A 26,920-nucleotide genomic window follows, 5' to 3' on the forward strand; every position below is an offset into this window, starting at 1 on the left:
GCATCCTCCTGAACGATCGGAAGGCGGTGCACGTACCGGGATGTGCACAGGCCGCGCACAGTACGCGGCGTTGATCGACTCTGTCACTCGGCCGGAGGGTGTTCGGTGGCCCTGAACGACATGTACGCAGCCAGGCCCGTCCAGCAGGAGCCCGCGGTGGGTGCGGGCGTGCAGCTGGTGTTGCTGGCGCTGCTCGGCGCGGCGATAGGCCTGGGCCCGGTGGGATGGCTGACCGGGCTCGTGTTCGCCGTGGTCAGCTGGGCGGTGCTGTCGCGGGCCCTGCACCGTTCGGGGCTGGACTCGTTCGGCCCGGCGAACCGGGTCACCCTCGGCCGCGCGACTCTGGTCGGCGGGGTGACCGCGCTGGTCGCGGACTCCTTCGAGGGCGCGCCGCCGGTGACACTGTTCGTCGCGCTGACGGCGGTCGCGCTGCTGCTGGACGGCGTGGACGGCAAGGTGGCCCGCCGCACCGGCACCACGACGGCGCTGGGGGCCCGTTTCGACATGGAGGTCGACGCGTTCCTGATCCTGGTGCTCAGCGTGTACGTGGCGCTGGACTTCGGCCCCTGGGTGCTGCTCATCGGTGCGATGCGCTATGTGTTCGTCGCCGCGGCCCGGGTGTGGCCCTGGCTGAACGCCCCGCTCCCGCCGAGCACCGCCCGCAAGACGGTGGCCGCGCTCCAGGGGATCCTCCTGCTGCTCGCGTCCTCCGGACTGCTGCCGGTCCCGGCGTCCGCCGGGGTGGTGGTGCTGGCGCTGGCGCTGCTGACGTGGTCCTTCGGCCGGGACGTGGTGTGGCTGCGGCGGCACGCGCACGCCGTGCCGGACACGGTCCCGGTGCAGGCGGAGGAACTGGACCTGGCCGCACGCTGACCCGCCCGCCGGCATCCGGGCAGGCGGCTCACGCCCGGCGGTCACATCCCGGCGGCCCAGGCCCGACGACCGCCCGGCGCCTCAGGCCCGGCGACCGCCGCCCGGCCGCTAGGGCCCGGCGACCGCCGCCCTCACGTTCGGCGACTGCCGCCCGGCCGTCCACGCCTGACGACTGCCGCCCGACCGCTCACGCCCGACGACGGCGACCCGGCCGCTCCCGCCCGACGACCGCCGCCCGACCGCTCGCGCCCGACGACCGCCGGTTGACGACTGCCGGTCGACGACTGCCGCCCGGCGGCTCAAGCCCGGCCTTCCGGACCGGGAGGCTCGCGCCCAGCTGTTCCCGCACGACGGCTCACCGTCAGCCGAGCGGGTCCGGTGGCTCGCACAGCGGCCTCTGTCCGGGCCCGGCGGCGAGGGCCGCCCTTCACGTCCGGCGGGGCAGCAGGGCCATCGCCGTCAGGGGTACGGCGGCCAGCGCGAGCCATGGCGCGGCGGGCGGCAGGCCCGAGTCGAGCAGGACCCCGGTCGCGGCGGAGCCGCCCAGCACGATCAGGCCGGACACCGAGGACAGCGCACCGGTGTACAGGCCGAGCCGGCCCTCGTCGGCGAGGTCGGGCACCCAGGCGCGGGCGGCGGGCGCGACGAGCATCTGACCGAGTGTCAGCAGGACGACGAACCCGGCGGCCGGCGCCAGTCCGCGCACGCCGGTCCACCCGGCGGGCCGCAGGACCGCGACGACGGCGAATCCGGCCGCGATCAGCGCGAGGCCCGCCGCCATCGCCGGTCGCGGCGTGAGCCGCTCGCCGACCAGCCGTGTGACGGGCAGCTGCGCGGCGACGACCAGCAGCGACGACAGCGCGAACAGCCAGGCCACCGGCGCCTGGGAGCCGGCCGCGCGCTCCACCTCGGCGGGCAGGGCGAGGTAGAGCTGGTTGTAGGCGAGCAGACAGGCCCCGTACGCGCAGCACAGCGCGAGGAAGCGGCCGTTGCGCAGCAGCGGTCCGGCACCGCCGCGGACGCGCACCGCCGCCGGCCGCCCCGTCACGTGCCGTGGCAGCAGCCACGCGTGCCCGGCGAGGACGAGGACGAAGATCCCGGCGCCGCCGAGGCACACCGTGCGGAAGTCGACGTCCAGCAGCAGCGCGCCGAGCAGCGGCCCGAGGAACGCCCCGGCCTGTCCGGCGACCGCGAACCGCGCCAGTACCCGGGTGCGCGGGCCGCCGCCCGCCTCCTCCCGGGCGACGGCCTGCCGGACCACCTCGGACTCGACGGCCGGGGAGAACAGCGCGGCGGCGAAGCCGATGAGCAGCACCGCCCCGATCACGGCCCAGGTGCGCTGCGCGTATCCGAGCCAGGCGAACCCGGCGATCCTGAGCGCACAGCCGGTCAGGACGACGGGCCGGATGCCGTGGCGGTCGGTGAGGGCGCCGCCGACCACGAACAGCCCCTGCTGGCTGAAGGTGCGCAGCCCCAGCACCAGCCCGACGAGCCAGCCCGCCATGCCGACGCCGCGCCCGAGGTGGTCGGCGAGGAAGGGCAGGACGGCGAAGAAGCCGACGTTGAAGGCGAGCTGGGTGAGGATCAGCAGCCGCAGCAGCGGGGTCATGCCACCGACTCGGCGGCGGGCGCGGGCCGTGCGGCCTTCCGGGCCCGGTCGCGGTGTGGCATCCGTACGCCGCCCGCCGCGCTGACGGCGAGCGCGCCCAGCAGGGCGAGCACGGCGGCGGGCGCGAGGACGGCCCAGGGGGCGCGTTCGGCGTACGGCTGGTTCTCGGCGAGCAGCAGGCCCCACTCGGGGGACGGCGGTTGCGCGCCGAGGCCGAGGAAGCTCAGCGAGGCCAGGGCGAGGGCGGTGCCGGGCAGCCGCAGCAGGGCGTGCCGGGTGACGGAGGGCAGTACGGCGGGCAGCAGGGCGCGGCGCAGCATGTGGAGGCGGCCGGCGCCGAGCGCGCGGGTGGCCGTCAGGTGCGCGGTGGCCCGCTCCTGCCGCAGCAGCGCGGAGGTGTGCGCGGCGAGCGGCGCCCAGGCGACGGCGAGCACGGCGAGCGCGGGCGTGGCGGCTCCGCCGCCCCGGACTGCGGTGACGAGCAGCGCCGCGAGGACGGGCGGGATCGCGTTGACGGTGTCGACGAGCGGCCCGGACAGCCGGGGCAGCAGCCCGAGCAGGACGCCGGCGAGGAGCGCGGCGGCACTGATGCCGAGGGCGAGCAGCAGGGTGTCCAGGGCGCCGTGCGCGATGCGGGCGAGCATGTCCCGGCCGAGCGCGTCGGTGCCGAAGGGATGCGGGGCGGAGGGGGGCCGGAGGCGGGCGGTGGTGTCGAGGGCGAGCGGGTCGCGCGGCAGGCCGAGGGCGACGACGGCGGCCAGCGCGCCGCCGTACACCAGGGGCAGGGTGGTGCGGGCGGGCGGGGTGGGCCGGTGCAGGGTGGGCAGGGCGCCGTCGCGCAGGGCGGGGCCGGTCAGCAGGCGGTTCGCGAGGTGGGCGAGCCCGGTGGCGGCGGCCGCGAGGAGCAGCAGCGCGAGGGTGCCCGCCTGGAGCACGGGCAGGTCCTGGGCGAGGGCGGCCTGCAGGGTCGTACGCCCGAGTCCGGGGATGTCGAAGACCTGCTCGACGGCGACGGCGCCGCCGGTGATCCCGACGACGAACAGGCTCGTGTTGGGCAGCAGTGCGGGCAGGCAGCGGCGGACGGCCTGGCGGGCGATACGGCGGCGGGGCATGCCGCGGGCGGCGGCGGCCCGCGCCCAGGGCTCGGTCAGGGCGGCGGGCAGCAGGTCGTCGAGGAGCCGGCCGAGCACGGCCCCGGCGGGCAGGCCGAGGGCGAGCGCGGGCAGCACCGTCCAGCGCGGCCCGTACCAGCCGAGCGCGGGCAGCCAGCCGAGCTGGACGCCGACCACGGTGGCGAGCACGGAGGCGGTGAGGAACTCGGGCAGCGCGGCGAGGACGGCGGTGCCGCTGCCGCCGGGGCGGCGCGCGGTCCGTCCGTACAGGGTGCGGGTGGTGACGAGCGCGGCGGTGACCACGGCGACCGCGAGGGCCGCCGTCATCAGCAGCAGGGACGCGCCGAGGGCGTCGAGCACCGTGGGGGTGACGTCGGCGCCGTTCAGCCACGACTGCCCGCCGGCCCCGCGCAGCCAACGCACGAGGAGAGCCAACGGCCCTTCGTCGAGGTGGAGTTGGGCGCGGATGTCGGCGAGCACCTGGGGGTCGGGGTCGCGGTCGGCCGAGCGGGCCTTGAGGACGGTGCGGGCCGGGTCGGTGTGCGTCAGCCAGGGCAGCAGCCCGATCGCGCACACGAGCCCGGCCGCCAGTGCGGTGCGCCACAGCAGGGCGCGAAGTGTCGCGCGCACGGTCAGCGGCGGGTGCCGGGGCCGATGAGGGTGCGCTCGTACGGGTCGAGCAGCACGCCGTGCACCGTGGTGCCGACGCCGGTGACGATCCGCTGGTGGACCAGCGGGACGACGGCGTCGGTGCCGAGGATCGCGGCCTCGGCGGCCATGGCGGCGTCCTGCCGCGCACCGGTGTCCTCGGTGGCCTCGGCCTCGGCGACCGCCCGGTCCACCTTCGCGTCGCACAACTGGGCGATGTTGTAGTTGCCGTGGCAGGTGTGGTCGCCGGCGAGGACGGCGACGGGGTCGCCGGTGTCGACGAGGGTGTTGCGGGCGAGGACGAAGGCGTCGAACTTCCCGGCGAGCGCGTCGCTTTCCAGCCGTGAGTACTCCTGCACCCGGAGCGTGACCCGGAACCCGGCCTTCTCCAGCTGCTGCTTCAACACCTGCGCCACTTCGGGCAGTTCGGGTCGGTTGTCGTAGGTGGCGAGGGTGATCGGGGTGCCGTCGACGGTGCCGGGAGCCGGGTGCACCGGCCGGGTCCGCTTGCCGGCGGCCCAGGTGACGGCGGGCCCGTGGATTCCGGCGCCGGCGTCGGCGTGCCCCTCGTAGACGCCCTTGGCGAGGGCGGCGGTGTCGACGGCGGCCCGGGCGGCGGCGCGTGTCCCCGGGTTCGCGAAGGGCCCGTGTGCGGCGTTGAGCAGGAGACTGGTGGTGCGGGTCGTGGAGGTCTCGTGCCGGGTCGCGGCGTCCAGGGTGGCGGCCTGGGCGACGGGGACCGCTTCGGCGATGTCGACCTGACCGGTGCGCAGGGCGTTGGCGCGGGCGGTGCCGTCGGCGACGAAGCGGGCGTCGATGCCGGCGGCGTGGGCGAGTCCGCCCCAGTAGCCGTCGTGGCGGTCGAGGGTGGCGGAGGTGGCGCCGGTGACCTTGGTCAGCCGGAAGGGGCCGGTGGCGGTGCCGACGGGGTCGACGCGCCCCGGAGCGGCGTACGCCTTCGGGGAGAAGACGGCCAGGCTCGGGCTCGCCAGCCGCAGGGGCAGGATCGGGTCGGGCGCGGTGGTGGTGACGCGGACGTCGTCGCCGCCTGCGGCCCGGGCGGTGAGGGTGACGCCGGACAGGGCGGCGGGGGCGGGCCTGGCCTGCGTGGCGCGGGTGAGGGCGGCGGCGACGGCGGCCGGGGTGACCCGGGTGCCGTCCTGGAAGGCGGCGTCGCGCAGGGTGAAGCGCCAGCTGCGGGCGCCCTCGCGCCGCCAGGACGCGGCGAGTGCGGGGGTGGCGGCGCCGTTGGCGTCGAGGGCGGTCAGGCCCTCGGTGACGCCGAGGCGGCTGAGGATGGTGGCGTCGGCGCCGTACGGGGAGAGGTTCTCGGCGGGCGGGAAGGCGAGGGCGACGCGCAGCCGGGAGCCGCCGGCGGCCCGGGTGCCGTCGCCGCCGTCCTTCTCGGCGAAGCAGCTCGCGAGGAGGGGGACGAGGAGGAGCGGTGCGAGCAGCCGGAGGCGGCGTATGCGGGTCACCGGGTCACCGCCCCGGCGGGAGCGGGCATCGGGAGTTCCACGTGCAGCACGCCGTTGCCCCCGTGGGTGTCCTCGCGCTCGTCGTGCACGACGGTGCCGAGCGACCGCCAGAACGCCTCGGCGCCCGGCACGGACGGGTCGGTGTGCAGATAGACGGCCCGGTACCCGCCGTCGGCGGCGGCGAAGGCGAGCAGTTCGCGCACGAGCCGCCGGGCGAGGCCGCGCCTGCGGTGCTCGGGGCGCACGTAGACGCGGCGCAGCTGTGCGGTGGTGCCGGAGGGGTAACGCTCGGCGAGGGGACGGGGGTTGGGCGGGTGCGCGGGGCCGCGGGAGTCGAGCGCGGCGGTGGCGACGACGCCGTCACCGGCGTCGAGTGCCACCAGGAGGGTGTGCCGGGGCGGGACGAGGTAGGCGCCGGCGAGGTCGATGATGTCGCCGTGCCAGCGCGGCACGTATCCGGTGCCGAAGTCCCGGTACACGGTGTCGAGCATGACGGCCCGTGCGCCGTCGAGGTCGTCGGGGGTGGCGGGCCTGATGCGGTGGCCCGTGAGGGGACGAGGGGTACTGATGCCTTGCTGTCGCACTTGCACATCATATGCAGTAAGTGGCAAGGGAAGATCGACCAGGTTCCGGCGAGACACCCGCCGGAGGGTGGTGAGGGGCATGGGCACCACTCTGCCACATGACATTCATTTTCAAAAAGAGCTGATGCCGTCCGGCCAGGGTGTGTGGTTGTTTGGGGTTCAGCGGCGCCGCAGCGTCTCGCGGGCGATGCCCTGGGGTGCGCCCAGCGGCTGTGGGCGGGCAGGACCACTCCGGGCGCGTGGCAGATGCCCTGGTGGTTGACGCGGACCTGGGCGCGGATGACGCCCTCCGCGGTGAAGCAGGCCAGTCGGGTGCTGACGCCGGCGGGCAGCGAACCGCCGGCGGGCAGCCTGCCCCGCGCCGCCCCCAGGGTCTCTCCGATCGCCAGGCCGGGCATCGGCCCGCGGACGCGGGACTGCCGGGCGAAGAGGTCCCGCTGGGGGTCCTTGGCGTGAGGCAAGGCCGCCCGCTTCCACTGGTTCTCCCGGGGGAGGAAACCGGCGGCGGTGTCAGAGGCCGGACCGCTCCAGCAGGACCGGCAGGGCCTCCGGCTTCACCTTCTGCACCGACCGCACCTGCCCGAGCCCCAGCTGCTCGCGGCCCACGGGGTCGCGGGACAGCGCCTTCGTCGCCTCGGTGAGCAGCGTCGCGGCGACGAGGTAGGAGACCTCGGTGTCGTCGGGGTCCTGCCACGGCTCCTCGTCCACCTCGCCCACCGCGCAGACCGCGGCGTCGGGGTGGGTGAAGAAGAACCAGAGCCGGTCCCCCGGCTTCATACGGTTGCGGCGGCTGAGCCACAGCTCCAGTTCGGGCTCCTCCTCGGCCAGTTGCCGGATCGTCTCCCGGTCGGTCGGTTCACCGTCCAGCATGTCCAGTTGAGGATTGAGGATGTAGATCCAGTCCGCCACGGCTCTCCCCTCGGTCAGGACGCTCGGCCCACGGCCACGCCCACAGCAGCGCCCCATGGTGCCAGGCGGACGGCGCCGGTGCGAACTCGGTTTCGGTGAACGGACAGCGGTGCGGTCGCCGGCCGCCGTCGCCGGACTCTCACGCCGCCTCCCGCGCCCCCGCCCCGTGCTCCCGGATGATCTCCGCGTACCGGTGTCCCGACCCCTTGATCGTGCGTTTCTGGGTGGCGTAGTCGACGTGGACGAGCCCGAAGCGCTTGTCGTAGCCGTACGCCCACTCGAAGTTGTCCAGCAGGGACCAGGCGAAGTAGCCGGCCAGGGGGGCGCCCTTGCGCAGGGCCGAGGCGCAGGCCGACAGGTGCTGCTCCAGGTAGGCGCGGCGCTCCGGGTCGTCCACCGTGCCGTCGGGGCGTACGGCGTCGGGGTAGGCGGAGCCGTTCTCGGTGACGTACAGCCTGCGGGCGCCGTAGTCCTCGCTCAGGCGCAGCAGCAGGGTCTCCATGCCGCTCGCGTCGATCTCCCAGTCCATCCCGGTGCGCGGGACGCCGGGGCGGTCGACGGTGCGGACGTGGGGGGCCGGCCCCGCCGGGTCGTCGGTGACCGTCTGGGGGAAGTAGTAGTTGAGGCCCAGCCAGTCCAGCGGGGCCGCGATCGTCTTCAGGTCTCCCGGTTCCTCCGGCAGGTCCACGCCGTACACCTCCCGCATGTCGGCCGGGAAGCCGCGGCCGTGCACCGGGTCGAGCCACCAGCGGTTGGTGTGGCCGTCCAGGCGGCGGGCCGCGGCCAGGTCCTCGGGGCGGTCGGTGGCCGCGTGGACGGTGGAGAGGTTGTTGACGAGGCCGACCTCGGCCTGCGGGGCCGCGGCGCGGACCGCCTCGACCGCCAGGCCGTGGCCGAGCAGCAGGTGGTAGGAGGCGCGCACGGCGGCGGTGAGATCCGTCCAGCCGGGGGCCATGCGGCCCTCCAGGTGGCCGATCCAGGCCGAGCACAGGGGTTCGTTGAGGGTGGTCCACAGGCGGACCCGGTCACCGAGGCGGGCGGCGACGGCCTCGGCGTACTCGGCGAACGCGAAGGCGGTGTCCCGTTCGGGCCAGCCGCCGCGGTCCTGGAGCACCTGCGGCAGGTCCCAGTGGTAGAGGGTGACGGACGGGGTGATGCCCGCCTCCAGCAGGGCGTCCGTCAGCTCGTCGTAGAAGGCGAGGCCCTTGGGGTTGACCGGGCCGTCGCCGCCGGGCAGGACGCGCGGCCAGGCGACCGACAGCCGGTAGCCGTTCACCCCGAGCCGGCGCATCAGGGCGATGTCCTCGCGCCAGCGGTGGTAGTGGTCGCAGGCGACGTCGCCGTGGTCGCCGCCCGCCGTCATGCCGGGGGTGTGCGAGAAGGTGTCCCAGATCGACGGAGAGCGGCCGTCCTCGGCGACGGCTCCCTCGATCTGGTACGCCGACGTGGCGGTGCCCCACAGGAAGTCGGCGGGGAACGCGGCGAGGTCGATGGTCACGGAAGTCCCTTCGGGAAAGGCGGGGAAGGACGAGAAGGTCACTTGACGGCTCCCGCGGTCAGGCCGGCCACCAGGTAGCGCTGGAGCAGCAGGAAGCCGGCGACCACGGGCACGCTGACGACGAGGGAGGCGGCCATGATCTGGTTCCAGTACACGTCGTTGAGGGTGGAGTAGCCCTGCAGGCCGACCGCGAGCGTGCGGGTGGTGTCGTTGGTCATCACGGACGCGAAGAGCACCTCGCCCCACGCCGTCATGAAGGCGTAGACGGCGACCGCGACGATGCCGGGCACGGCCGCGGGCACGACGATCCGGAAGAGCGCGCCGAGCGGGCCGCAGCCGTCGACCAGGGCCGCCTCGTCCAGGTCGCGCGGCACCGAGTCGAAGTACCCGATCAGCATCCAGATCGAGAAGGGCAGGGAGAAGGTGAGGTACGTCAGGATCAGGCCGCCGCGCGAGCCGAACAGGGCGATGCCGGTGGTGTTGCCGATGTTGACGTACAGCAGGAACAGCGGGAGCAGGAAGAGGATGCCGGGGAACATCTGCGTCGACAGCACGGTCACCGTGAAGACACGCTTGCCGCGGAAGTCGTGGCGGCTGACCGCGTAGGCGGCGAACACCGCGATGACGACCGAGCAGACCGTCGCCGCGCCCGCCACGACCAGGGAGTTCACGAAGTAGCGGGCCAGCGGGATCGTCGTCCAGATGTCGATGTACGGGCGGATCGTGAGGCCGCTGGGCAGCCACCGGAACTTCCCCGACACGTCCGCGAGCGGCTTCAGCGAGCTGGAGATCATCACGTACACCGGCAGCAGGACGAAGCCGGTGAGCAGCGTGAGGAAGATCCGGCGCGACCAGAGGAAGGAACCCGGGGGTGCCATGGGCGAGTTGCGTGCCGGAGCCGGGGAGGCGTCACGTGCCGGCGCGCGACGCCGGTCGCGGGCGGGCGCAAGGGACGAGTCAGGCATCGGCGGTCCTCCGTCCGCGTGTGGTGAGGGCCAGGTACACGCCCGTCACCGCGAGCAGGAAGAGCAGCAGCAGGACGCTCATCGCCGCGCCCGTGCCGAAGTTCCAGGTGACGAAGGACGCCTGGTAGATGTGCACCGAGATCAGGTCGGCGGCCTGCGGGGCGGCCCTGCCGAACAGGACGTAGGGGGTGTTGAAGTCGTTGAACGTCCACAGGAACAGGACCAGGACCAGCACCTGGTTGACGGGGCGCAGCGACGGCAGGGTGATGCGGCGGATCTGCTGCCATGTCCCGGCGCCGTCCAGGGCCGCCGCCTCGTACAGCTCGCGCGGGATGTTCTGCAGCCCGGCGGTGACGATGAGGAAGGCGAACGGCCAGCCCTTCCACACCGAGACGGTGAGCAGGGCGTAGAAGCTGTTGTCGCCGATCAGCCAGAAGGGCTGCCGGCCGGTGAGGTGCAGCTGGTCGTGCAGGACGTGGTTCACCAGGCCGTTGTCGTGCTGGAACATGAACACCCAGGTGATGACGGCGGCGTAGACGGGCAGCGCGTACGGCACGAGGAACAACGCGCGCAGCAGGCCGCGGCCGGCGAACGTGTCCTGCATGAAGACCGCGGCGGCGGTGCCGATCAGCCAGCACAGGGCGACCGACAGCAGGGTGAAGGCGACGGTGACGAGGAAGGAGTGCAGCAGGGCCTCGCCGACCGGGGCGTCGAAGTCGACCGACACCGTGTAGTTGTCGAGGCCGGCCCAGGGCGCGCTGCCCCAGTCGCGGATGAAGAACTGGGTGAGTTCCTTGAAGCTCATCACGACGCCGATGACCATCGGCACGAGGTGGACGAGGAGTTCGAGGACCAGGGCGGGCAGCAGGAGCAGATACGGCAGGGTGGCGCGGCGGATCCGTCCGGGGCGGCGGGGAGCACCCGCACGGGCGGGTGCTCCCTTGTGCACCGCTCGCTCGACGGCGGTGGTCGTGGTCATCCCGGTCACTTCGCCGGCATCTGCTGCTGCGCCTTGGCCAGCTTGGCCTTCACGGACGCGGCGGTGACGGGGCGGCCGGCGGCCGCGTCGGCGAACAGCTCCTTGACGGCCGTACCGACCGCCGTCTCGAACTGGGACTCGTCGGCGACCTGGGGCAGGGCGGCCGCGCTGGTGGCGAGCGTGTTCTTCAGCACGGCGTTCGCGGGGGTGCTGAAGGCGGCGTCGCCCTGGGCGGTCCTGACCGGCGGGATGGTGCTGTAGGCCTTGTTGAGGATCTTCTGCTCCTCGTCGCTCGTCAGGAACTTGACGAACCGCGTGGCCCCGTCGAGGTTGTGGGTGTTCTTGAAGACGGCGAGGTTGATGCCGGCGACCATGGAGTTGACCTGGGTGCCGGTGCCGGGGGTGCCGGACTGCACGGGCACCGGGGCGATGCCGTAGGCGTCCTCGCTCATGCCCTGGGACTTCAGGTTGGCGGAGGCCGACTGCCACAGCAGCATCGCGGTGCGGCCCTTGGCGAAGTCGCTGACGGACTGGTTCTGCGCGTACTCGGCGTTGCCGGCCGGGATCACCTTGTCCTTGGCCATGAGGCCGACGTACTGCTGGACGGCGGTGACGACACCGTCGCTGGTGAAGTCGGGCTTGCCGTCGGCGGTGAAGAAGTCGGCGCCGTGCTGGCGGGCGAAGACGAAGACGTGGTGGATGTTCTCGGAGACGTTGGATCCCTCGGCGCCGAGCGCCTGCTTGCCCTTCGCCTCGATCTTCTGCCCGTCGGCCACCAACTCCGACCAGGTGGCCGGGGGTCGGGCGATTCCGGCGTCGGCGAAGATCTGCTTGTTGTAGTAGAGGGCGTACGCCATCGAGTACAGCGGTACCGCCGCCGGGTCCTTGCCCGCGGCGCCGGTGGAGCCGAGCGCGGAGTCGACGAACCGGTCCTTTCCGCCGATCCTGCCGAAGTTCGCCGTGTCCCACGGCAGCAGGGCGCCGGTCGCCTGGAGCGACGCCGACCAGGTGTTGCCGATGTTCAGCACGTCCGGACCCTGGCCGGAGGTGGTGGCGGTGAGGATCCGGTTGAGCAGGTCGGACCAGGGGACGACCTCCAGCTTCACCTTGATGCCGGTCTGCTTCTCGAACTTGGCGAGTTCGGGCTGGAGGACCTTCTTGTCCTCCTCGATGCTCGCGCCCTGGTTGGAGGCCCAGTAGGTGAGCGTCCTGGGCGAGTCGTTCGACCCGCCGCCGGTGGCCGAACCTCCCCCGCACGCCGTGGCCGCGAGGGCGAGGGAGAGGCTGACGGCGCCGACGGCCGCGACTCGGATGCTGCGCATGCTCCAGGTGGTCCCTTCCGGGAAGCTCATCACATCTTAATTTAGGGCGTGAGTTAAACCGCGAAAGTCAAGCGCGTCAAGGCTTTTGACGCGGATCGTCGAACTCGGCCGCGATCCGGTACGGGACGGGTCAGGGGCTGCGCCCCTGCGTGGCGGGTTACTCCGTCATCGCCTCGGCGGCCAACGGCCCAGTACAAGCACGTCGTCGGTGACGGGGGCGCGCCGACGCCGGGGACGCCGACGGCACCGCCGGGGACGCCGACGGCACCGTCGAGCGTGGTGACGTACCCCTGACCCGGCGGCCTTCGTGCCGTGTCCCCCTCGGGGCCGCCGGGTGGTCCTCCCCGGGCGCGGGGAGGACCACCCGGCCGTGCGCGTCACGCGGGCGGAGACGACCGCCGGCCGTGCACGTCACCCGGGCCGGGAGGACCGCCGGCGGTGCGCGTCACGCGGGCGCGTAGCCCGTCGGGCGGGCCGTGAAGGTGCCGCGGCCCTGGGTACGGCTGCGCAGGCGGGTGGCGTAGCCGAAGAGTTCGGCCAGCGGCACCGTCGCCGTCACCACCGCCGCGCCGCCGCGCGTGGCGGACCCGGTGACGCGGGCCCGGCGCGCCGCCAGGTCGCCGAGGACCGCGCCGACGGCGTCCTCGGGCACGGTCACCGTGACCTCGGCGACCGGCTCGAGCAGCAGCAGGGTGCAGCCGCGCAGCGCCTCGCGCAGGCCGAGCCGGCCGGCGGTGCGGAAGGCCATCTCCGAGGAGTCCTTCACATGCGTGGACCCGTCGGTGAGCGTGACCTTCAGCCCCGTCACCGGGTGCCCGGCCAGCGGGCCGCCCTCGGCCAGCGCGTCCCGGCAGCCGGCCTCGACCGCCCGGACGTACTCCTGCGGCACCCGGCCGCCCACCACGCGCGACGCGAAGACGAAACCGGTGGCGCCCGGCCCGTCCGGCAGCGGTTCGACGTCGAGGACGACGTGCGCGAACTGGCCCGCGCCGCCGTCCTGTTTGACGTGCCGGAAGACGACGCCGGTCACACCGCGGGCGACCGTCTCGCGGTGGCTGACCCGGGGGCGGCCCGTGGTGAGCTCCAGCCCGTGCACCCGGCGCAGCTTCTCCGCGGCGACCTCCAGGTGGAGTTCACCCATGCCGGACAGCACGGTCTGGCCCGTCTCGGGGTCGGTGCGGACCACCAGGGACGGGTCCTCCTCGGCGAGCCGGGCCAGCGCGGCCGACAGCCGTTCGGTGTCGGTGCCGCGGCGGGCCTCGACCGCCACCGAGACGACGGGTTCGGCCGCGCCCGGCGGTTCGAGCACGATCGGGGCGCCCGGCGCGCACAGGGTGGTGCCCGCGCGGGCCGACTTCAGGCCGACGACGGCGACGATGTCACCGGCGCCCGCCCGCTCGACCGCCGCGTGCCGGTCGGCCTGGACGCGCAGGATGCGGCCGACCCGCTCGGTGCGGCGCGCGGTGGCGTCCCACACGGTGTCCCCCTTCTCCAGTGTTCCCGCGTACACGCGCAGATAGGTCAGGCGTCCGGTCGCCGTGGCGGTGACCTTGAAGGCCAGGGCGGTGAACGGGGCGCCGGGGTCGGCCGGGCGTTCCCGGCCGTCCCGCGTGTCCCGGACGGGCGGCCGGTCGGCCGGCGAGGGCAGGTAGGCGACCACGGCGTCCAGCAGCGGCTCGATGCCCCGGTTGCGGTAGGCGGAGCCGCACAGCACGACCACGCCGTCCCCGCTGACCGTCAGGTCCCGCAGTGCGGCGCGGAGCGTGTCCGCCGAGAGGGTCTCCCGGTCGCAGAACTCCTCCAGTGCCGCCGGGTGCCGTTCCGCCACGGCCTCCTCCAGCGTCCGGCGCCGGCGCCGGGCCTCGTCGAGGACCGCGTCCGGAACCGGGCCCTCGGTGACCGGCTCGCCACCGTCGGACCAGGTCAGGGCGCGCATCCGGACCAGGTCGACGACGCCGGTGAAGGCGTCCTGCGCGCCGATCGGCAGCTGGACCACCAGCGGTGCGGGGTGCAGCCGCGCGCGGATCGACGCGACGGCCGCGTCCAGGTCGGCGCCCGCGCGGTCCATCTTGTTGACGAACGCGATCCTGGGCACGCCGTGCCGGTCGGCCTGCCGCCACACGGACTCGCTCTGCGGCTCCACGCCCGCCACCGCGTCGAACACGGCGACCGCGCCGTCCAGCACCCGCAGCGAGCGCTCCACCTCGTCGGCGAAGTCGACGTGGCCGGGGGTGTCGATCAGGTTGACGCGGTGCCCGTCCCAGGCGCAGCTGACGGCCGCGGCGAAGATGGTGATGCCGCGGTCGCGTTCCTGCGGGTCGAAGTCGGTGACGGTGGTGCCGTCGTGCACCTCGCCGCGTCTGTGCGTGGTGCCGGTGGCGTACAGGATCCGCTCGGTGACGGTGGTCTTGCCGGCGTCGACGTGGGCGAGGATGCCCAGGTTGCGGACGGCGGTGAGCGGGTGGGTGAGGTGACGGTCGAGTGCGGTGCGCACGGCCCTCATGCCTTTCGGACGAGATGTGTTCAGGGCAGCGCGATGTCCCGGACGCGTCGACGTGCGCCCGTGCGGTCGACGGGCCGTCAGGTGTGCGTCGCGGGCCTCCGGTGCCGGCCGCGCAGCGGGCACCGGACGGCACGGGACACGAGGATCACCTCGTAACGGGCGCGGGAAGCGGCGGCAGCGGTGCGGTCACGCATGGCCTGCTCCCCTCACTGGTGATCGGTGGCGGTGGTCATCGCGCGCCGTCGACAGGGGCGGCGCGCGATGCGTGGCGAGTCTAGGGACCAGCCCGGCGGCCGGGCATCCGATTTCCGTCAGGCGGCCGTCGGGTGCGCGGGCGTGTAGAAGTGGGCGCGCACCCGGCGCAGCCAGGCGTCGGCCGCCGACTCGTCGGGGCGTGCGGGCAGGGCGCTTCGCGTGTGCGCGAAGGCGTCCTCGTAGTGCCGCAGCAGCGGCTCCGCGGCCGACGGATCGGCGGCGCCCCGCTCACCGAAGGCGTGGTAGGCGTCGGGGTCGTCGACCCGGACGGTCAGCGTGCCGGTCGCGTACAGCTCGAAGCCCTGCACGCACAGCCGCCGCAGGTGCCGGGCGTGCTTGGCGACCCGCGCGAGCGGGGCGGTGCCCTCGGCCCGGTGGGTGAGTTTGCGGAACTGCTGGGTGGCGTAGCCGAGGTAGGCGTCGCGCACCCGGTGGGCGCACAGCAGGCTGGAGCGCAGGGCGATCAGTTCGTCGCCGAGCGGGGTGCGCACCTCGTACAGCTCGTCCGGCAGCCACACCAGCTCCATGACGGTCGGGTTGCCGCCGAGGGCCAGCCGGCACCACTTGGCCGCCTCGTGCAGGGTGCGGTCCGGCGCGGTCGAGACGTGGGACTCCTTGGGCTGCCGCAGACCGTGCAGCTCCTCGGTGGGGACGGCGTACAGGCCGAGCCGGTCGATGTCGGAGCCCTCGCGGGCCAGGCCGTACGCGGTCGAGCCGACGACGCCGGACAGCAGGACGTATCTCTCGCTCACAGGTCCCCCCGGTGGTGGTGCGGTCCGCCATCATGCCTCGCACAACCGTTCACCGGCCTCGCATTTTCCGCGTCCGGGGGGCTCGCGGGCCGGGTGCGCGCGCCTGCCGGGAGCCGTGCGGTGCCCCCGGTTCACCGGGAAGAGTGAGCCGGGCGGCCGGATGCGCCCGCCGGCGGGGGGCGTGCGGGTTCGGCGGTGGCTCTGGCCGGGCATCGTGAAGACGAGGTACGACACCGGGGTGCGGCGACGGCGCCGCGGCCCGCGTGGGCAGGACGGGCCGAGGGTCCGTCAACTGCTGTGGACACGGCCGGTGTCGGGCTGTCGGCGCGGTGGGCGGGACCCTACGATGCACCTGCCCCGCGGCGGCGGGCCCGACGCCGGACCGAGGCGTCCCCGCCCGTCCCGGACGCCGTACGGGGGGCCGGCCGGGGAAGGGGGGAAGCAGGCGATGACGACTGCGGGGCGCGCCCTGCGCCGGCTGTCCCAGGCGGTGCCGGGTCTGGTGCTGGGCGGGGCGGCGGCGCTGGTCACCGGGGTGCTGGTCGGTCTGCCGGTGGACACCACGGGGCTGATGCACTCCGGCGGTTACGTCTTCACGGCGGGCCTGCTGCTGGCGGTCGGCCTGTACGGCAGCACGTACGCGATCGACGTCGAGGCGCTGCGGGCGGACCTGACCGGGGTGCTGGTGGCGGTCACGCTCGGTGTGGTGCTGAAGGCGGCGCTGATCGCGGGGACGATGCTGCTGTTCTTCCGGCGGCCGGAGTCGCTGGTGCTGGGCATGGCGGTGGCGCAGATCGACCCGCTGTCGGTGGCCGCGCTGGACCGCGAGGGACGGATGTCGCCGCGGGCGCGGTCGCTGCTGAAGGCGTGGGCGTCGTTCGACGATCCGATGACGGTCCTGCTGACGCTGTATCTCGCCGGGTACGCCTACGCGGCGGCCGGGCACTCCGGCACTCCGCGGGTGGCGTCCGGCGGCACCGGCGGCTATCTGACCGGGCTCGGTCTGAACGCCGCGCTGCTCGCGGCCGTGGTCGCGGTGTGGTGCGCGGGCCGGTGGGCGGCCCGGCGGGTGCCCGCCACGGTGGTGGTGCGGCGGGCCGGGGGCGCGGGCGCGGTGCTGCTGGTGGTGGCTCTGCTGGTGCTCGCGGCGGCGCAGCAGCTGATGCTCGCGGTGGCGCTGGCCGGTCTCGTGGTGCGCTCCCGGACGGTGGGCCGGGAGGTCGACCGGGCGGTGGGCGGCGCGTTCCTCGCCGCGTTCCTGGCGCTCGGCCTGCTGCTCGCACGCGGCGTGTCCTGGGTGCAGGGTGTCGTGCTGGGTACGGCCGCGTTCGCCGCGCAGGCGCTGGTGGCGCTGCTGGTGCTGCCGTTGTTCGTGCGGGGCCTGCCGCGCCGGGACCGGATCGCGCTGGGGCTCGCCCAGCAGAACGGCATCACGGCGGTGCTGATCGCGCTCACCCTCGAGCGTGATTTCCCGGGCACCGCGGGCACGGTCGGCCCGGCCGTCCTGACCGTCAACGCCCTGTACGGGGCGGGGCGCGTGCTCCAGGACCGCGGGTCGCGGCTGCCGGGACTCGTCGACCTGCGGGAACTCGCCGCGGCCACCGTTCGTCACTCTCCGTACCACCGCGAGGCGGTGGAGCCGAAGACGGCGGACGAGCGGACGGCGGCCTAGGCGGCCGTGTGACCGGGCGGCACCGGGCGCCGCGCGGGCGAAAGGTACGGCGAGCGGGGGTCACCGGGTGGGTGACCCCGAGCGGGGGTCACCGGGTGGGTGGCCGGACGGGGAGAGACGGGATGAGGCAGCGGAGGGGACAGGGCCGGCCGGGGGCACCGCGCGGGGGCCGGCCGCGCGGCGCCCGGCCGACGGCGCGGGCCACCGCTCCCCCGCGCCCTCCCCGGGGAAGCCGGGCCCGCCGGTCGTACGCGGCGGCCTGCGGGGCGGCGCTGGTGCTGCTGGCGACGGGCCTCGCGTGGGCGGCGCCGCGCGCGTCCTCGGAACGGGACGTGCAGCTGGTGTACTGCCTGGACGGCGCGCACCGGGCCGGGCTCGTCTCCGCGGCCGTACGCCTGAAGCTGCTGGCGCCGGGCAGCACGGCGACGCCGGACGCCGTACTCCCGGCCGACGGCGCGGACAAGGACGCGGGCGCCGGCGGGACGGGGGGCGCGGGCAAGGCGGCGGACGCGGGCAGCAACGCGAGAGGGGGCGCGGGCGCGGCCGCGGGCGCGGGCAAGAACGCCGGCGCGGCGGCGGGCCAGGGCGGCGGGGCGATGACGCTCCAGCAGTGGGCCGAGCGGCGTCAGGAGGAGTTCGGGCGGGCCTGTTCCGCGCTCATGGCCGCCGCCTCCGAGTCGCCGGGCGCGGCCGCCCGGGACGACGGCGGGGGCGGCTGGTTCACGGACTTCCTCAAGCAGGTGCCGCTGCTGGCCGCCGGTGCGCTGCTCACCCTGGGCGGCCAGGCCTCCGAACGGCTGTCGGCCGAACGCCGCCAGTTCCAGCAGCAGTTGGCCGGCGAGGAGAGCGCCTACCGGACGGCCGTGCACGACTACCTCACCGCGTACGAGACCGACGAGCGGGCCGATCACGGCGCGGTGCGCACGGCCCGTACGGCCCTGGCGCGCACCCTGAACCGGGTGCCCGGCCCGCGGGCGCGCCGGGACGCGGGGCGGGCGGCCGCCGACGCGCTGCCGCTGGGCCGGCCGCTGCGCGGGGACCGGGACGGCTATCTGCTGGACACCGAGGGGCGCGGCCGGTACGCGGAGGAGCAACGGAGCACCGTGGAGGACCGGCTGCGACTGATACCCGACCTCAACCGGAGCAAGGTGTACTGGAGTTGGCGTAGCGTGCGGGACCGGATCGCGCGACGGGAGAGAGCGGGGACGGCGGCATGAACGGGGGCGAGCAGCGTACGAACCCGTTCGGGGTGTACGTGCCGGGCAGCAGAAGCCAGGTGCCCGGGATACCGGCCGTCCCCCGCGACGACCACCCGCTGGTGCCGTGGGCGGAGGAGGAGCACGCCGGGCAGTGGGTCGACGTCGACCATGTCCGGGAGCAGGTGGAGGAGTTCCGGCGCTGTCTGGCCCGGCTGCCGGAGATGATCATGCCGCATGTGGACCGGGGTCACCTGGTCGTGGTGACCGGTCCGGTCGGCATGGGCAAGACCACGCTGATCCACCAGTGCATCCACCTCGCCCACCAGTACCTCGCCCAGCTCGACGCGGACGCCGGCGGCACTCCCGAGTACGAGCGGGGGTTGCGGCCACCGCGCCCGGTCGTGGCGATGACCGGCGGATACGTCAACTACGGCAACGACGTCAGCTGGGACGAGCGCGGCGACTTCGCCGAGACGCCGGGCATCAACGCGGCCATACGGGACAAGGTCGTCGAGGCGCTGCGCGGCTACTTCCCCGGCGTGAGCCTGGACCCGGTCATCGACGGCGGTGACGTCCACAAGGCGTTCAGCGCCATCAGCGCCCTGCTCGCACAGCAGAACTGCCTGCTGTTCGCGATCGTGCCGCACATCGACTGGCGGGACGCCGGGGGCGAGGTGCGCGGCAAGTTCCTCAGGACGTGCCTGAGACACGCGCAGAGCCGGATCGTACTGTTCGTCGAGATCAGCCACCAGAACCCGCGCACCGCGCGGGAAGTGCTCGGGGACCTGCTGTCCTATCCGGAGGTCACCCATCTCTCGCTCGGCTCCCTGACATCGGAGGACCCCGTGAAGTTCACCGAGGCCGTCCGGGGCGGCCACCCGTCCGTGGACGGCCCACCGCCCGAGGCCGGTGACGCGTGGAACCTGCTGGACGTGCGGCAGCTGCGCAAGGAGTGTTTCGAGATCGCCGAACGCCAAAGACATCAGGGTGGCCGCGTGCGGGTCACCGCCGCCGACCTGCGGGCGCCCACCCTGAACCCGGCCGACCTGGGACGCACTCCGCCGCCGGCGCCGCCCCGGCCGCCGGGCCAGCGGGCCGCGCCGCCCACGACGCGACGGCCCGCGCCGCCGCCGGACCGGTGGTCCACGCTGCCGCCGGGGCGCTGACCGGGCGGGCCGCCGGGGCCGTCTCCCCCGGCCGGACCCGAGCCGGCGCCCGGACGCCACCGGCCCGTGTCCCCGCCCCGCCGCCCGGACGCACACGGGCCCGTATCCCCGCTCCCGCCGCCGCTCGCACCGCGGACACCACCGTCAGAACCCGAGGAGTGCCATCATGGCCCCAGACCGTGGAGACCTCTGGCACGACAACCCCTTCCCGCTGAGCCCCGTCGTACGGCTCGGCCCGGCGTCCGACCTCGGGGAGTCGGCGGCGGTGGCGGCCGACTCGGGCAACGCCCATCTCGACACCCCGCTCGTCACCGATCTGCGGGCCCTGGTCGACGACTACTTCGCGCCACCTTCCGCGGGAGGCCGGCGCGGGCGGGTCGTCGCCCTGGTGGGCGGGTTCGGCCTGGGCAAGAGTCACGCGCTGCGCCGCACCTACCAGGCGGTGCGCGAGCGGCACGGCGACGCGGCGATGTGGATCGTGGACGAGCCGGCGCAGGACATGGGGCGGCTCTACCGCGACCGGCTGCGCGGCCCCGCCGACACCCCGCAGGGCCGGCAGGCCTTCGAGGAACTGGTGCGCGACTACTACGCCTATGTCACCGCCGCGTGGGTCGGCGGCGAGGAGGACGATCCGCGCCGCGGCACCCTGCGGGAGATCGCGGCCGGGCTGCGCGACCGCACGCTCGACCCCGACAAGGTCGTCTCGGCGCTGCGCTACGACCCCGAGGTGATCCACGCCGACCTGCGCGGCACGCTCGGCGAGGTGACCGAGCACCGCCGGTTCGCCACCGCGCTCGCGCTGTTGCTGCAACCCCCGTTCCGCCGCATGGTGTGGAACTGGCTGAGCGGCGAGGAGCCCGCCGAGCCGCTGCGCGAACGCGGCATCACCGAGGCCATCGGCCCGCAGCAGGGGCGGGCCGACACCGTGGCCGGCATCGACCGGGTCTTCGACGCGCTCGCCGTGCAGGGCTTCCTGCACGGCCGCGTCGGCAATCCGTACGTGCTGCTGCTGGACTCCCTGGAGAAGGTGCTGGAGTGGCCGCAGGAGGCCCGCCGCACCTTCTTCGACGCCTTCGAGCGCCTCGTCAACATCTGCGCCAGCCACGGCGGTCTGCTGGTCTTCTGCACTTCCCCGGCGGGGCTGCAGGCGCTGCGCGGCAGCGTGCACGAGCGGGTGGTGCAGCTGTGGGCGAACGGACTGGACGGCCGCGACACCCGCGAGCTGGTCGCCCGCTACCTGGCCGCCGCGGGCACGGCGGGCACCGGGCCGTTCGACGAGGAGGCGCTGCGGCTGCTGCCGGAGCTGACCGAGGGTGTGCCCCGGGAGATCCTCAAGACGTGCCGGCAGGCCTGGCAGCTCGCCGAGGACGAGCAGGGCGCGGTACGCCGGGTGCCGGGGTCGGCGGTGCTGGACGCGGTGCGGCAGCTGCACGAGCGGGTGGCGTACCGGCAGGTCCTCGCAGACCTGCACGAGGCGCTGGACGTCGGGCAGTGGCGGATCGCCTCCCGCGACCCGGTGCCGGCCCGCCTGGCGCGCTCACCGGGCGGACGCGAGGAGGTGGTGTACTGGCTCTCCCCCGCCCCCGACGCCTGTATCGCGGTGATCTACGGCCGGTCGGTGCTGCTCGCCGACGACGCCGAGCGGGTCGCCGCCCATGTGCTCGGGCTGCGCAGCGCGGTACGGCCGTACCGGCTGGAGGTGCTGCTGGTGGTCAACGGGCTGGTGTCGCAGGCGATGCAGGACCGGCTGGGCCGGTCCATCGGGTCCCGTCCGCTGGTGTACCGGCAGGGCGGTTTCGGCCTGAGCGCGCACGAGGCGCTGTTGCAGCTGGAGCGGCGCCTGGTGGAGGAGCGGCGCGAGGAGGACCTGCTGGAGCTGGGCGAACGGATGCGCCGCGACCTGGAGTCGCAGACCGCCCGCCTGGACGAGATGCAGCGCACCCTGGCCGGCCTGGCCCTGGACACCAGGCCCGCGGCCACGCCGCAGGCCACGCTCCAGCACGGCGAACCCGAGCCGGACACCGCGGCGTTGCCGGGGCCGGTGCGGCGCCGGTTCCGGGACGCGCTGGCCATGCTGGAGTCGGTCACCGGGAGGGTCGCGGGCCGTACGGCGGGGCGCGCGGCGGCGACCCCGGCCGATCTGAGCGTGCTGGGCTGCGCCACGCTGGTGCGGGAGCTGACGGAGCGCTTCCGCGGAGCGGTCGCCGCCTGGGCCGCAGCGACCGTGCCCGGCGCCGCGCCGACCGAGGCCGAGCTGGGCGAACTGCGCCGGATCTGCCGGGAGTACGAGAGCGCGGTGGAGGTGCTGCCGGTCCATCTGCTCGGCGGCGCCGACCAGCGTCACCGGCTCACCCCGGCCCGCACCGTGGAGTCGCTGGCGGAGGAGGTGTGGGGGACGCTCAGCGCGGCGTGGTGAACCGTCCGGCCGCGGGCGCCTCCCGCAGGGCCCGGGCCAGGCCCGCCAGGCGCTGTTCGGCGTTGCCGACCTGCCGCTGGTCGAGGGTGACGCCCAGCAGGAAGGCGTGCGGCGAGGTCCAGTGGACGTACACGGCGCCCTCCTGCACATCGAGGACGAGCCGGTCCAGGGGCGCGCGGCCGGCGGCGGGCGGGGTGATCAGGCCGAGCGCGTCGGTGAGGCGTACGACGTGGCCGCGCAGGCTGCGCGAGAGGTCACGGTAGGCGGTACGCCGGGTGCGCACACTGACGTCGATGAAGCGGGGGCCGAGTTCGCCGGCGTCGAAGACGTCGCCGACACAGACCAGCGTCCAGTCGCGGTAGTAGCCGGCGTAGTGCAGGTCGGCGGGGTTGACGTGGCTGCGCCACAGATCGCGCAGCCGCTCCTCGTAGACCGTGTCGGCGGCCGCGGCCGTACCGAAGTCGATCCGCGGGCCCTCGGGGGCCGGGAGGGCGGTGAGGTGCGGCTTGGCCACCGGGTCGCCGCCGAGCAGTTCGTCGGGCAGCGAGTGGATCTCCGTGCGGATGCGGGTGACCAGCCGGTTCATGGCGGCGTCGGCGGCGGGCACGCCGTCGCCCAGGTCGGTGACCGCGGCCAGGAACTCGCCGGGCCGGGCGCGGCCGCCCCACAGGGCGCCGCGGGGACCCGCGACCACCGTGCGCATCAACTCGCCGGTCCCCAGCGGGCGCAGCAGCAGGCCGAGGTCCTGGGCGCACAGCAGCAGCCGGCTGCCCGGCAGGGACTCGCCGGACTCCTCGTCGCCGGGCTCGGTGAGCAGGCTGCTGAGCGGGGCGAGGGGGGCGCGCAGGACCGCGAAGTCGAGGATGCCGTTGCTGTAGTGGCACAGGCTGCGTATCGCCGGTGTGGCGGCGACGGTCTCCTCGCACATTCCGGTGATCAGGCCGTGCCGGTTGACGGTCCAGTGCGACTGCTTCAGCGTGCTGGTGAGCTGGGGTGCGGGAGCTGCCACGGGTACGCGCCTTTCGGTGGGGTGGGGCCGGCCGCGGGTGCCGGGGTGCGGGCCGCCCGGACCGGCCGGGCGGGGTCCACGGGCCGGGCCCGGTCCGGCCGGGTGGGCTACGGGCCGGACCCGGTCCGGCGCGGTGGGGTCTACAGGCCGGGCAGCTCCAGGTCGATGTCGTAGCCGGAGGGCGGCGCCGGGCGGGCGCTGCCGGTGCCGGTGAGGTGGTCGAGGTGGAGGGCGACCCGGCGTCCGTCGGGCCGGTCCGCGACGCCGAGGTCGCCGAGCCGGGTCAGGGCGGAGCGGGCCAGCTCGACGGCCTCGTCGCCGTGGCCGGCCGCGGCGAGTGTGGCGGCCAGGGAGTTCTCGGCGGCGGCGACCCACGGGTGGGCGCTGCCCAGCTTGTGGCCGAGCAGGTTGAGGCCGGCGCGGCCCGCCTCCTCGGCCGCCCGCGGCTCGCCCATGTTCCGCAGGTGGACGCCCTGCCGTACGTGGCACAGGCCGGTGTAGGGGTGGCCGGCGCCGAAGGTGCGGGCGAAGATGCCGGCGCACTGGCGGGCCTGCGCCTCGGCCTCCTCGTGCTTGCCGAGGGCGCCGAGGTCGGCGGCGTAACTGAACTGGCAGCGCAGGGTGTCGAAGCGGGAGGCGCCGAAGCGGGCGAGGTACTCGGTCAGGGCGCGCCGGTCGCGTTCGTGGGCGCGTTCGTAGCCGTAGCGGGGATCCTTGACGGCGGGGAAGCCGTCGGCGAGGCGGCGTTCGCCGACGGCGAGGCCGACCTCCGTCCACAGCCGGTCGCGGCCCCAGGAGTCGCCGAGCCGGCGCAGCCGCCGGCGCAGCAGGTCGCGGGCCTCGCCGTCGCGGCCGGTGGCCCGCAGCAGGTAGGCGAGCAGGTCGGCGGAGTCCCAGGCGACCGGGTCGTCCTCGCCGCCGACGGCCTGCCGGTGGCGGAAGCGGTCCTGAAGGCGGGTCAGGGCGTCACTCGTGCGGCCGGTGAGCGCCTCGGTGAGGGCGAGGTTGTGCTCGACCTGCACGGTCGCCGGGTGCTGCCGGCCGAGCAGCAGCGTCAGCCCGTCGAGGGCGGGCCGCAGTTCGAGCAGGGCGTCCTCGAAGCGGCCGAGGGCGCGCAGGGTCGCGGCGTAGGAGTCGGCGGACAGCAGGGTGCGCGGGTGGGTGATGCCGAGCAGCCTGCGGTGTCCGAGCAGGGCGTCCTGGGCGAGGCGGCGGGAGGCGTCGTAGTCGCCGCGCAGCCGGTGGGCGCGGGCGGTGAGGTTGAGCAGCCGCAGGTACTCGGGCGACTGCTCGTCGTCGTCGCGGTGCCAGGCGTCGCGCGCCTGGGCGGCGATGTCGAGGAGGCGTTCCAGGTCGGCGGCCTCGGCGCGCTGGCTGAGCGCGTTGAGGTGGCGCAGCAGGGAGCGGCGCACCCGGGGGCGGGTGTCCTCCCACAGCCGCAGTGAGTACACCTCGCGGGCCCAGTCGGCGGGCAGGTCCTGGCTCTCCTGTGGCGCGTACTCGGCGAGGATGCCGCGCAGCACCGACTCGATGTGCTCGCGTTCGGAGTCGCTCATGGAGGCCCGGATCAGGTCGCGCAGCCCGTGGTGCTGGGCGAGCGGCTGGGTCGCGCGGTCGAAGTCGACGTCGAGGAGGCCGACCTGGGCGAGGGCCCACAGGGCGACGCTGACCATGTGCTCGTCGGGCAGCTGCACGTCGTCGGGGTGGCGGGGGTCGTCGGCGCGGGGGTCCACGACGTCCTCGTCACGGGCGAGTTCGGACAGGATCCGGCGCGAGCGCAGCAGTTCCAGGCCCATGCCCCGGCCGGTGAGCAGGGAGGCGGCGTCCAGCAGCCAGCCGAGCGCGTCGCGGTGCGGGGACTCCGAGCGCCAGGCGGCGGCGCCCGGGGTGGTGCGGGCGACCCGCCGCGCCACCTGCACCATCACGGCGACCGGGGTGGCCGCCTCGCCGCGCCGCAGCAGCTCCGTCTTGCCGGCCCGGTACTCGGCGAGCACGTCGCGCACGGCGTCGCGCACGGCGGCCTCGGTCGTGAGGTGGTCGTGGCGGTGGTGCCCGGCGGCCCGCTCCGCCAGGCAGTGCGCGGCCAGATGCAGGGCGTGCGGCACGAAGTCGACGACACTGCCGACCTGTCCGGCCTGTCCCTCGCTGATCTCCGGCACCCGCTCGGCCAGCAGCGCGCGGCTCTCGTCGGCGGTCATGGGCGGCATGGGGTACGACAGGAGACGCGGACGCCGGCCGAGCAGAGGACGGGGGGCGGCGTCACCGGCGGCGTCAGGGGCGCCGGTCTGCCCCGGGGCGCCCTGCCGCGGCTCCTCCCCGTCCACGGCGGTTTCGCCTCGGTCCGACCCGGTCCGCGCCGCCCCTGCCTCCTTCCCCGCCTCACCGGCCTCCCCCGCCTCCCGGGTCGGTTCCGCCGTCGCCGGTGCGGTGCGGCTGGTGATCAGGACGTGGCCGTGGTCGTGCGGGGAGGGCAGCAGGCCGGTGAGGGTGGACGGGTCGGCGACACCGTCGTAGATCAGGAGCCAGCTGGCCGGTTCGTCGGGGCGGGAGAGGCGACCGAGCAGGCGGGGGATCGCGTCACCGGAGGTGTCGGCCGGTCCGAGGCCGTCGTGCGGGCTGTCGAGGCACCCCGCGAGGCGGCGCAGACCGCGTTCGACGCGCCGGCGTTCCCAGGCCCGCACCCACCACACGACGTCGTAACCGGAGCCGTAGCGGTGGCACAGCTCGTGCGCGGTCTCGCTCTTGCCCCAGCCGCCGGCCCCGTGCAGCACCAGGCACGCGCCGTCCCGCCCGGCGGCGCGCAGCCGGTCCTCCACCGTGGCGAGCAGCTCGTCGCGGCCGACGAAACCCCGGTTGCGGGGGCCGATGTTGTGGGTCTCGGGAAGGCGGGGGAAGCGCGCGGCGCCCGGTGCCTCGCCGGAGGGCCGGGGGTCGAGCCCGAGGCCGGCGCACAGCAGCCGGAGCGCCTCCTCCTCCCCCGCGTCGCGCAGGTCGATCCGTTCGTGGTGGGCGGCTTCGGCGTACGGGAACGGCTCGTCGACGAGGACGATCCGCACGTCGGTGTGGGACAGCGCGCCGATCTGCGCGAGCAGCGTCTCGTCGGTGCCGTCGGGTGCGAGGAACAGCAACGCGCCGCCGCGCTCGGGGCGTTCGCCGGTGTAGGTGTCGGCGCGGCGCGCCTGGGTGCGCACGCCCCTGGCCGCGAGCCGGTCGCGCACCCAGGCCGCCCAGTTGGCGTGCCGGGCGGAGTGGACGACGGTGACCTCGTTCAGCCGTGGGGCGCGGCGGGCGCGCAGCCAGTCGGCGAGCCGCTCGTAGTAGGGGCGCAGTCCGATGACCGTGCCCGCGCCCTCGGACCGCACGGCGAGGCCGCGCACGTCCTGGTACAGGGGGTTGTAGGGGATCTCCAGGAAGGGGATGTCGGTTTCGCCGAGCGTCGCGGCGAGCGGTCCGAACCGCCGCCGTACGCGTTCGCGGGCGTCGCGCAGCCGGTCGTGGACGCGCACGTCGCTCTTGAGGCCGAGGGTGAGCAGCCGCACGGGCCGCCGGGCGCGGGCGGTGAGGTCCTCGGCGAGGGCGGCGGCGCCGTCGATGGACCACGCGGTCATGGCGAAGCAGACGACGAGCGCGTCGGCGGGCGCCGCGGTCCGGGCGGGCTCGTCGGCGTCGGGGGTGTCCGGTACGGGAGCCTCGATCAGGACGTGGTCGTAGGCGGCGGCCACGGGATCGTCGGCGAGGGGCCGGTCGGGGTGCGGGCGCGCGGTGGCGACCCGGCCGGGCACGGGCTGCGGCAGCGGAAGGGGGTCCGGGGCGCCGGTGCGGCCGTCGACGAGCAGCACGCTGCGGCCGGCCTCGGCGAGGATGTCCGCGACGTTGCGCAGGGTCGTGCTCAGGCCGACGTTCTCGGAGGCGGCGACGAAGACGGCGAACGGACCGGTGCGGTCGGGGGAGTTGACCTCGGACATGACCTC

Annotated in this window: 18 protein-coding genes; 5 read left to right on the forward strand and 13 right to left on the reverse strand. The window is 74.9% G+C overall.

Annotated elements, in window-relative coordinates; all coding sequences use genetic code 11:
* Positions 1–105 precede the first annotated feature (105 nt).
* On the forward strand, positions 106–873 hold the full coding sequence (locus tag AB0E88_RS10155) for a CDP-alcohol phosphatidyltransferase family protein (protein ID WP_361626905.1): 768 nt from the start codon (positions 106–108) through the stop codon (positions 871–873).
* A 427-nt stretch (positions 874–1,300) separates the two neighbouring features.
* Here AB0E88_RS10155 and AB0E88_RS10160 read toward each other — a convergent pair whose 3' ends face one another.
* From AB0E88_RS10160 to AB0E88_RS10210, 11 genes are all read right to left on the reverse strand, one after another.
* Positions 1,301–2,482: an MFS transporter gene (locus tag AB0E88_RS10160; protein ID WP_361626908.1), complete on the reverse strand. Its 1,182-nt coding sequence runs from the start codon at positions 2,480–2,482 to the stop codon at positions 1,301–1,303.
* Positions 2,479–4,224, reverse strand: a complete 1,746-nt coding sequence (locus AB0E88_RS10165) for an ABC transporter permease subunit (protein ID WP_361626911.1) — start codon at positions 4,222–4,224, stop codon at positions 2,479–2,481. Before AB0E88_RS10165 ends, AB0E88_RS10160 begins: the two co-directional genes overlap by 4 nt.
* A gap of 2 nt (positions 4,225–4,226) precedes the next feature.
* Positions 4,227–5,720: an ABC transporter substrate-binding protein gene (locus tag AB0E88_RS10170; RefSeq protein ID WP_361626914.1), complete on the reverse strand. Its 1,494-nt coding sequence runs from the start codon at positions 5,718–5,720 to the stop codon at positions 4,227–4,229.
* Positions 5,717–6,211: a GNAT family N-acetyltransferase gene (locus tag AB0E88_RS10175; RefSeq protein WP_361627411.1), complete on the reverse strand. Its 495-nt coding sequence runs from the start codon at positions 6,209–6,211 to the stop codon at positions 5,717–5,719. Before AB0E88_RS10175 ends, AB0E88_RS10170 begins: the two co-directional genes overlap by 4 nt.
* Positions 6,212–6,814: 603 nt before the next feature.
* Positions 6,815–7,213: a hypothetical protein gene (locus AB0E88_RS10180; RefSeq protein WP_361626917.1), complete on the reverse strand. Its 399-nt coding sequence runs from the start codon at positions 7,211–7,213 to the stop codon at positions 6,815–6,817.
* A 139-nt stretch (positions 7,214–7,352) separates the two neighbouring features.
* Positions 7,353–8,711, reverse strand: coding sequence for a GH1 family beta-glucosidase (locus AB0E88_RS10185; RefSeq protein ID WP_361626920.1), 1,359 nt, complete (start codon positions 8,709–8,711; stop codon positions 7,353–7,355).
* A 38-nt stretch (positions 8,712–8,749) separates the two neighbouring features.
* Complete coding sequence (locus tag AB0E88_RS10190; protein ID WP_361626923.1) at positions 8,750–9,589, reverse strand: carbohydrate ABC transporter permease; 840 nt, start codon at positions 9,587–9,589, stop codon at positions 8,750–8,752.
* Between the two features lie 79 nt (positions 9,590–9,668).
* Complete coding sequence (locus tag AB0E88_RS10195) at positions 9,669–10,655, reverse strand: sugar ABC transporter permease (RefSeq protein WP_361626926.1); 987 nt, start codon at positions 10,653–10,655, stop codon at positions 9,669–9,671.
* A 5-nt stretch (positions 10,656–10,660) separates the two neighbouring features.
* Positions 10,661–11,977 (reverse strand): sugar ABC transporter substrate-binding protein, encoded by a 1,317-nt coding sequence (locus AB0E88_RS10200; protein ID WP_361626929.1) that lies wholly within the window; start codon positions 11,975–11,977, stop codon positions 10,661–10,663.
* Positions 11,978–12,422: 445 nt separating this feature from the next.
* Complete coding sequence (gene fusA, locus AB0E88_RS10205) at positions 12,423–14,480, reverse strand: elongation factor G (RefSeq protein WP_361626932.1); 2,058 nt, start codon at positions 14,478–14,480, stop codon at positions 12,423–12,425.
* A gap of 311 nt (positions 14,481–14,791) precedes the next feature.
* The gene (locus tag AB0E88_RS10210; protein WP_361626935.1) at positions 14,792–15,487 is read right to left on the reverse strand and encodes a nucleotidyltransferase domain-containing protein; all 696 of its coding nucleotides are present in this window, start codon (positions 15,485–15,487) and stop codon (positions 14,792–14,794) included.
* A 448-nt stretch (positions 15,488–15,935) separates the two neighbouring features.
* Here AB0E88_RS10210 and AB0E88_RS10215 point away from each other — a divergent pair, with 448 nt between their 5' ends.
* The 4 genes from AB0E88_RS10215 (at position 15,936) to AB0E88_RS10230 (ending at position 21,940) form a co-directional block, all read left to right on the forward strand.
* Positions 15,936–17,159: a hypothetical protein gene (locus tag AB0E88_RS10215; RefSeq protein WP_361626938.1), complete on the forward strand. Its 1,224-nt coding sequence runs from the start codon at positions 15,936–15,938 to the stop codon at positions 17,157–17,159.
* Positions 17,160–17,281: 122 nt separating this feature from the next.
* Positions 17,282–18,376: a hypothetical protein gene (locus AB0E88_RS10220; protein WP_361626941.1), complete on the forward strand. Its 1,095-nt coding sequence runs from the start codon at positions 17,282–17,284 to the stop codon at positions 18,374–18,376.
* Entirely contained in the window at positions 18,373–19,524 is a 1,152-nt protein-coding gene (locus AB0E88_RS10225) for a hypothetical protein (RefSeq protein ID WP_361626944.1), read from the forward strand. Before AB0E88_RS10220 ends, AB0E88_RS10225 begins: the two co-directional genes overlap by 4 nt.
* A gap of 166 nt (positions 19,525–19,690) precedes the next feature.
* Positions 19,691–21,940: a hypothetical protein gene (locus tag AB0E88_RS10230; protein WP_361626947.1), complete on the forward strand. Its 2,250-nt coding sequence runs from the start codon at positions 19,691–19,693 to the stop codon at positions 21,938–21,940.
* Here the strand turns inward: AB0E88_RS10230 and AB0E88_RS10235 are convergent.
* Together AB0E88_RS10235 and fxsT are read right to left on the reverse strand one after the other, a co-directional pair.
* Positions 21,924–22,949, reverse strand: a complete 1,026-nt coding sequence (locus AB0E88_RS10235; protein ID WP_361626950.1) for a hypothetical protein — start codon at positions 22,947–22,949, stop codon at positions 21,924–21,926. The genes AB0E88_RS10230 and AB0E88_RS10235 overlap by 17 nt on opposite strands.
* A 140-nt stretch (positions 22,950–23,089) precedes the next feature.
* A complete protein-coding gene (gene fxsT / locus AB0E88_RS10240; protein WP_361626953.1) occupies positions 23,090–26,914 on the reverse strand; it encodes an FxSxx-COOH system tetratricopeptide repeat protein in 3,825 nt (1,274 codons plus the stop codon).
* Positions 26,915–26,920: the final 6 nt, after the last annotated feature.

It is taken from the genome of Streptomyces sp. NPDC028635 (assembly GCF_040637635.1).
In the GTDB taxonomy this organism is placed as follows: Bacteria; Actinomycetota; Actinomycetes; order Streptomycetales; family Streptomycetaceae; genus Streptomyces.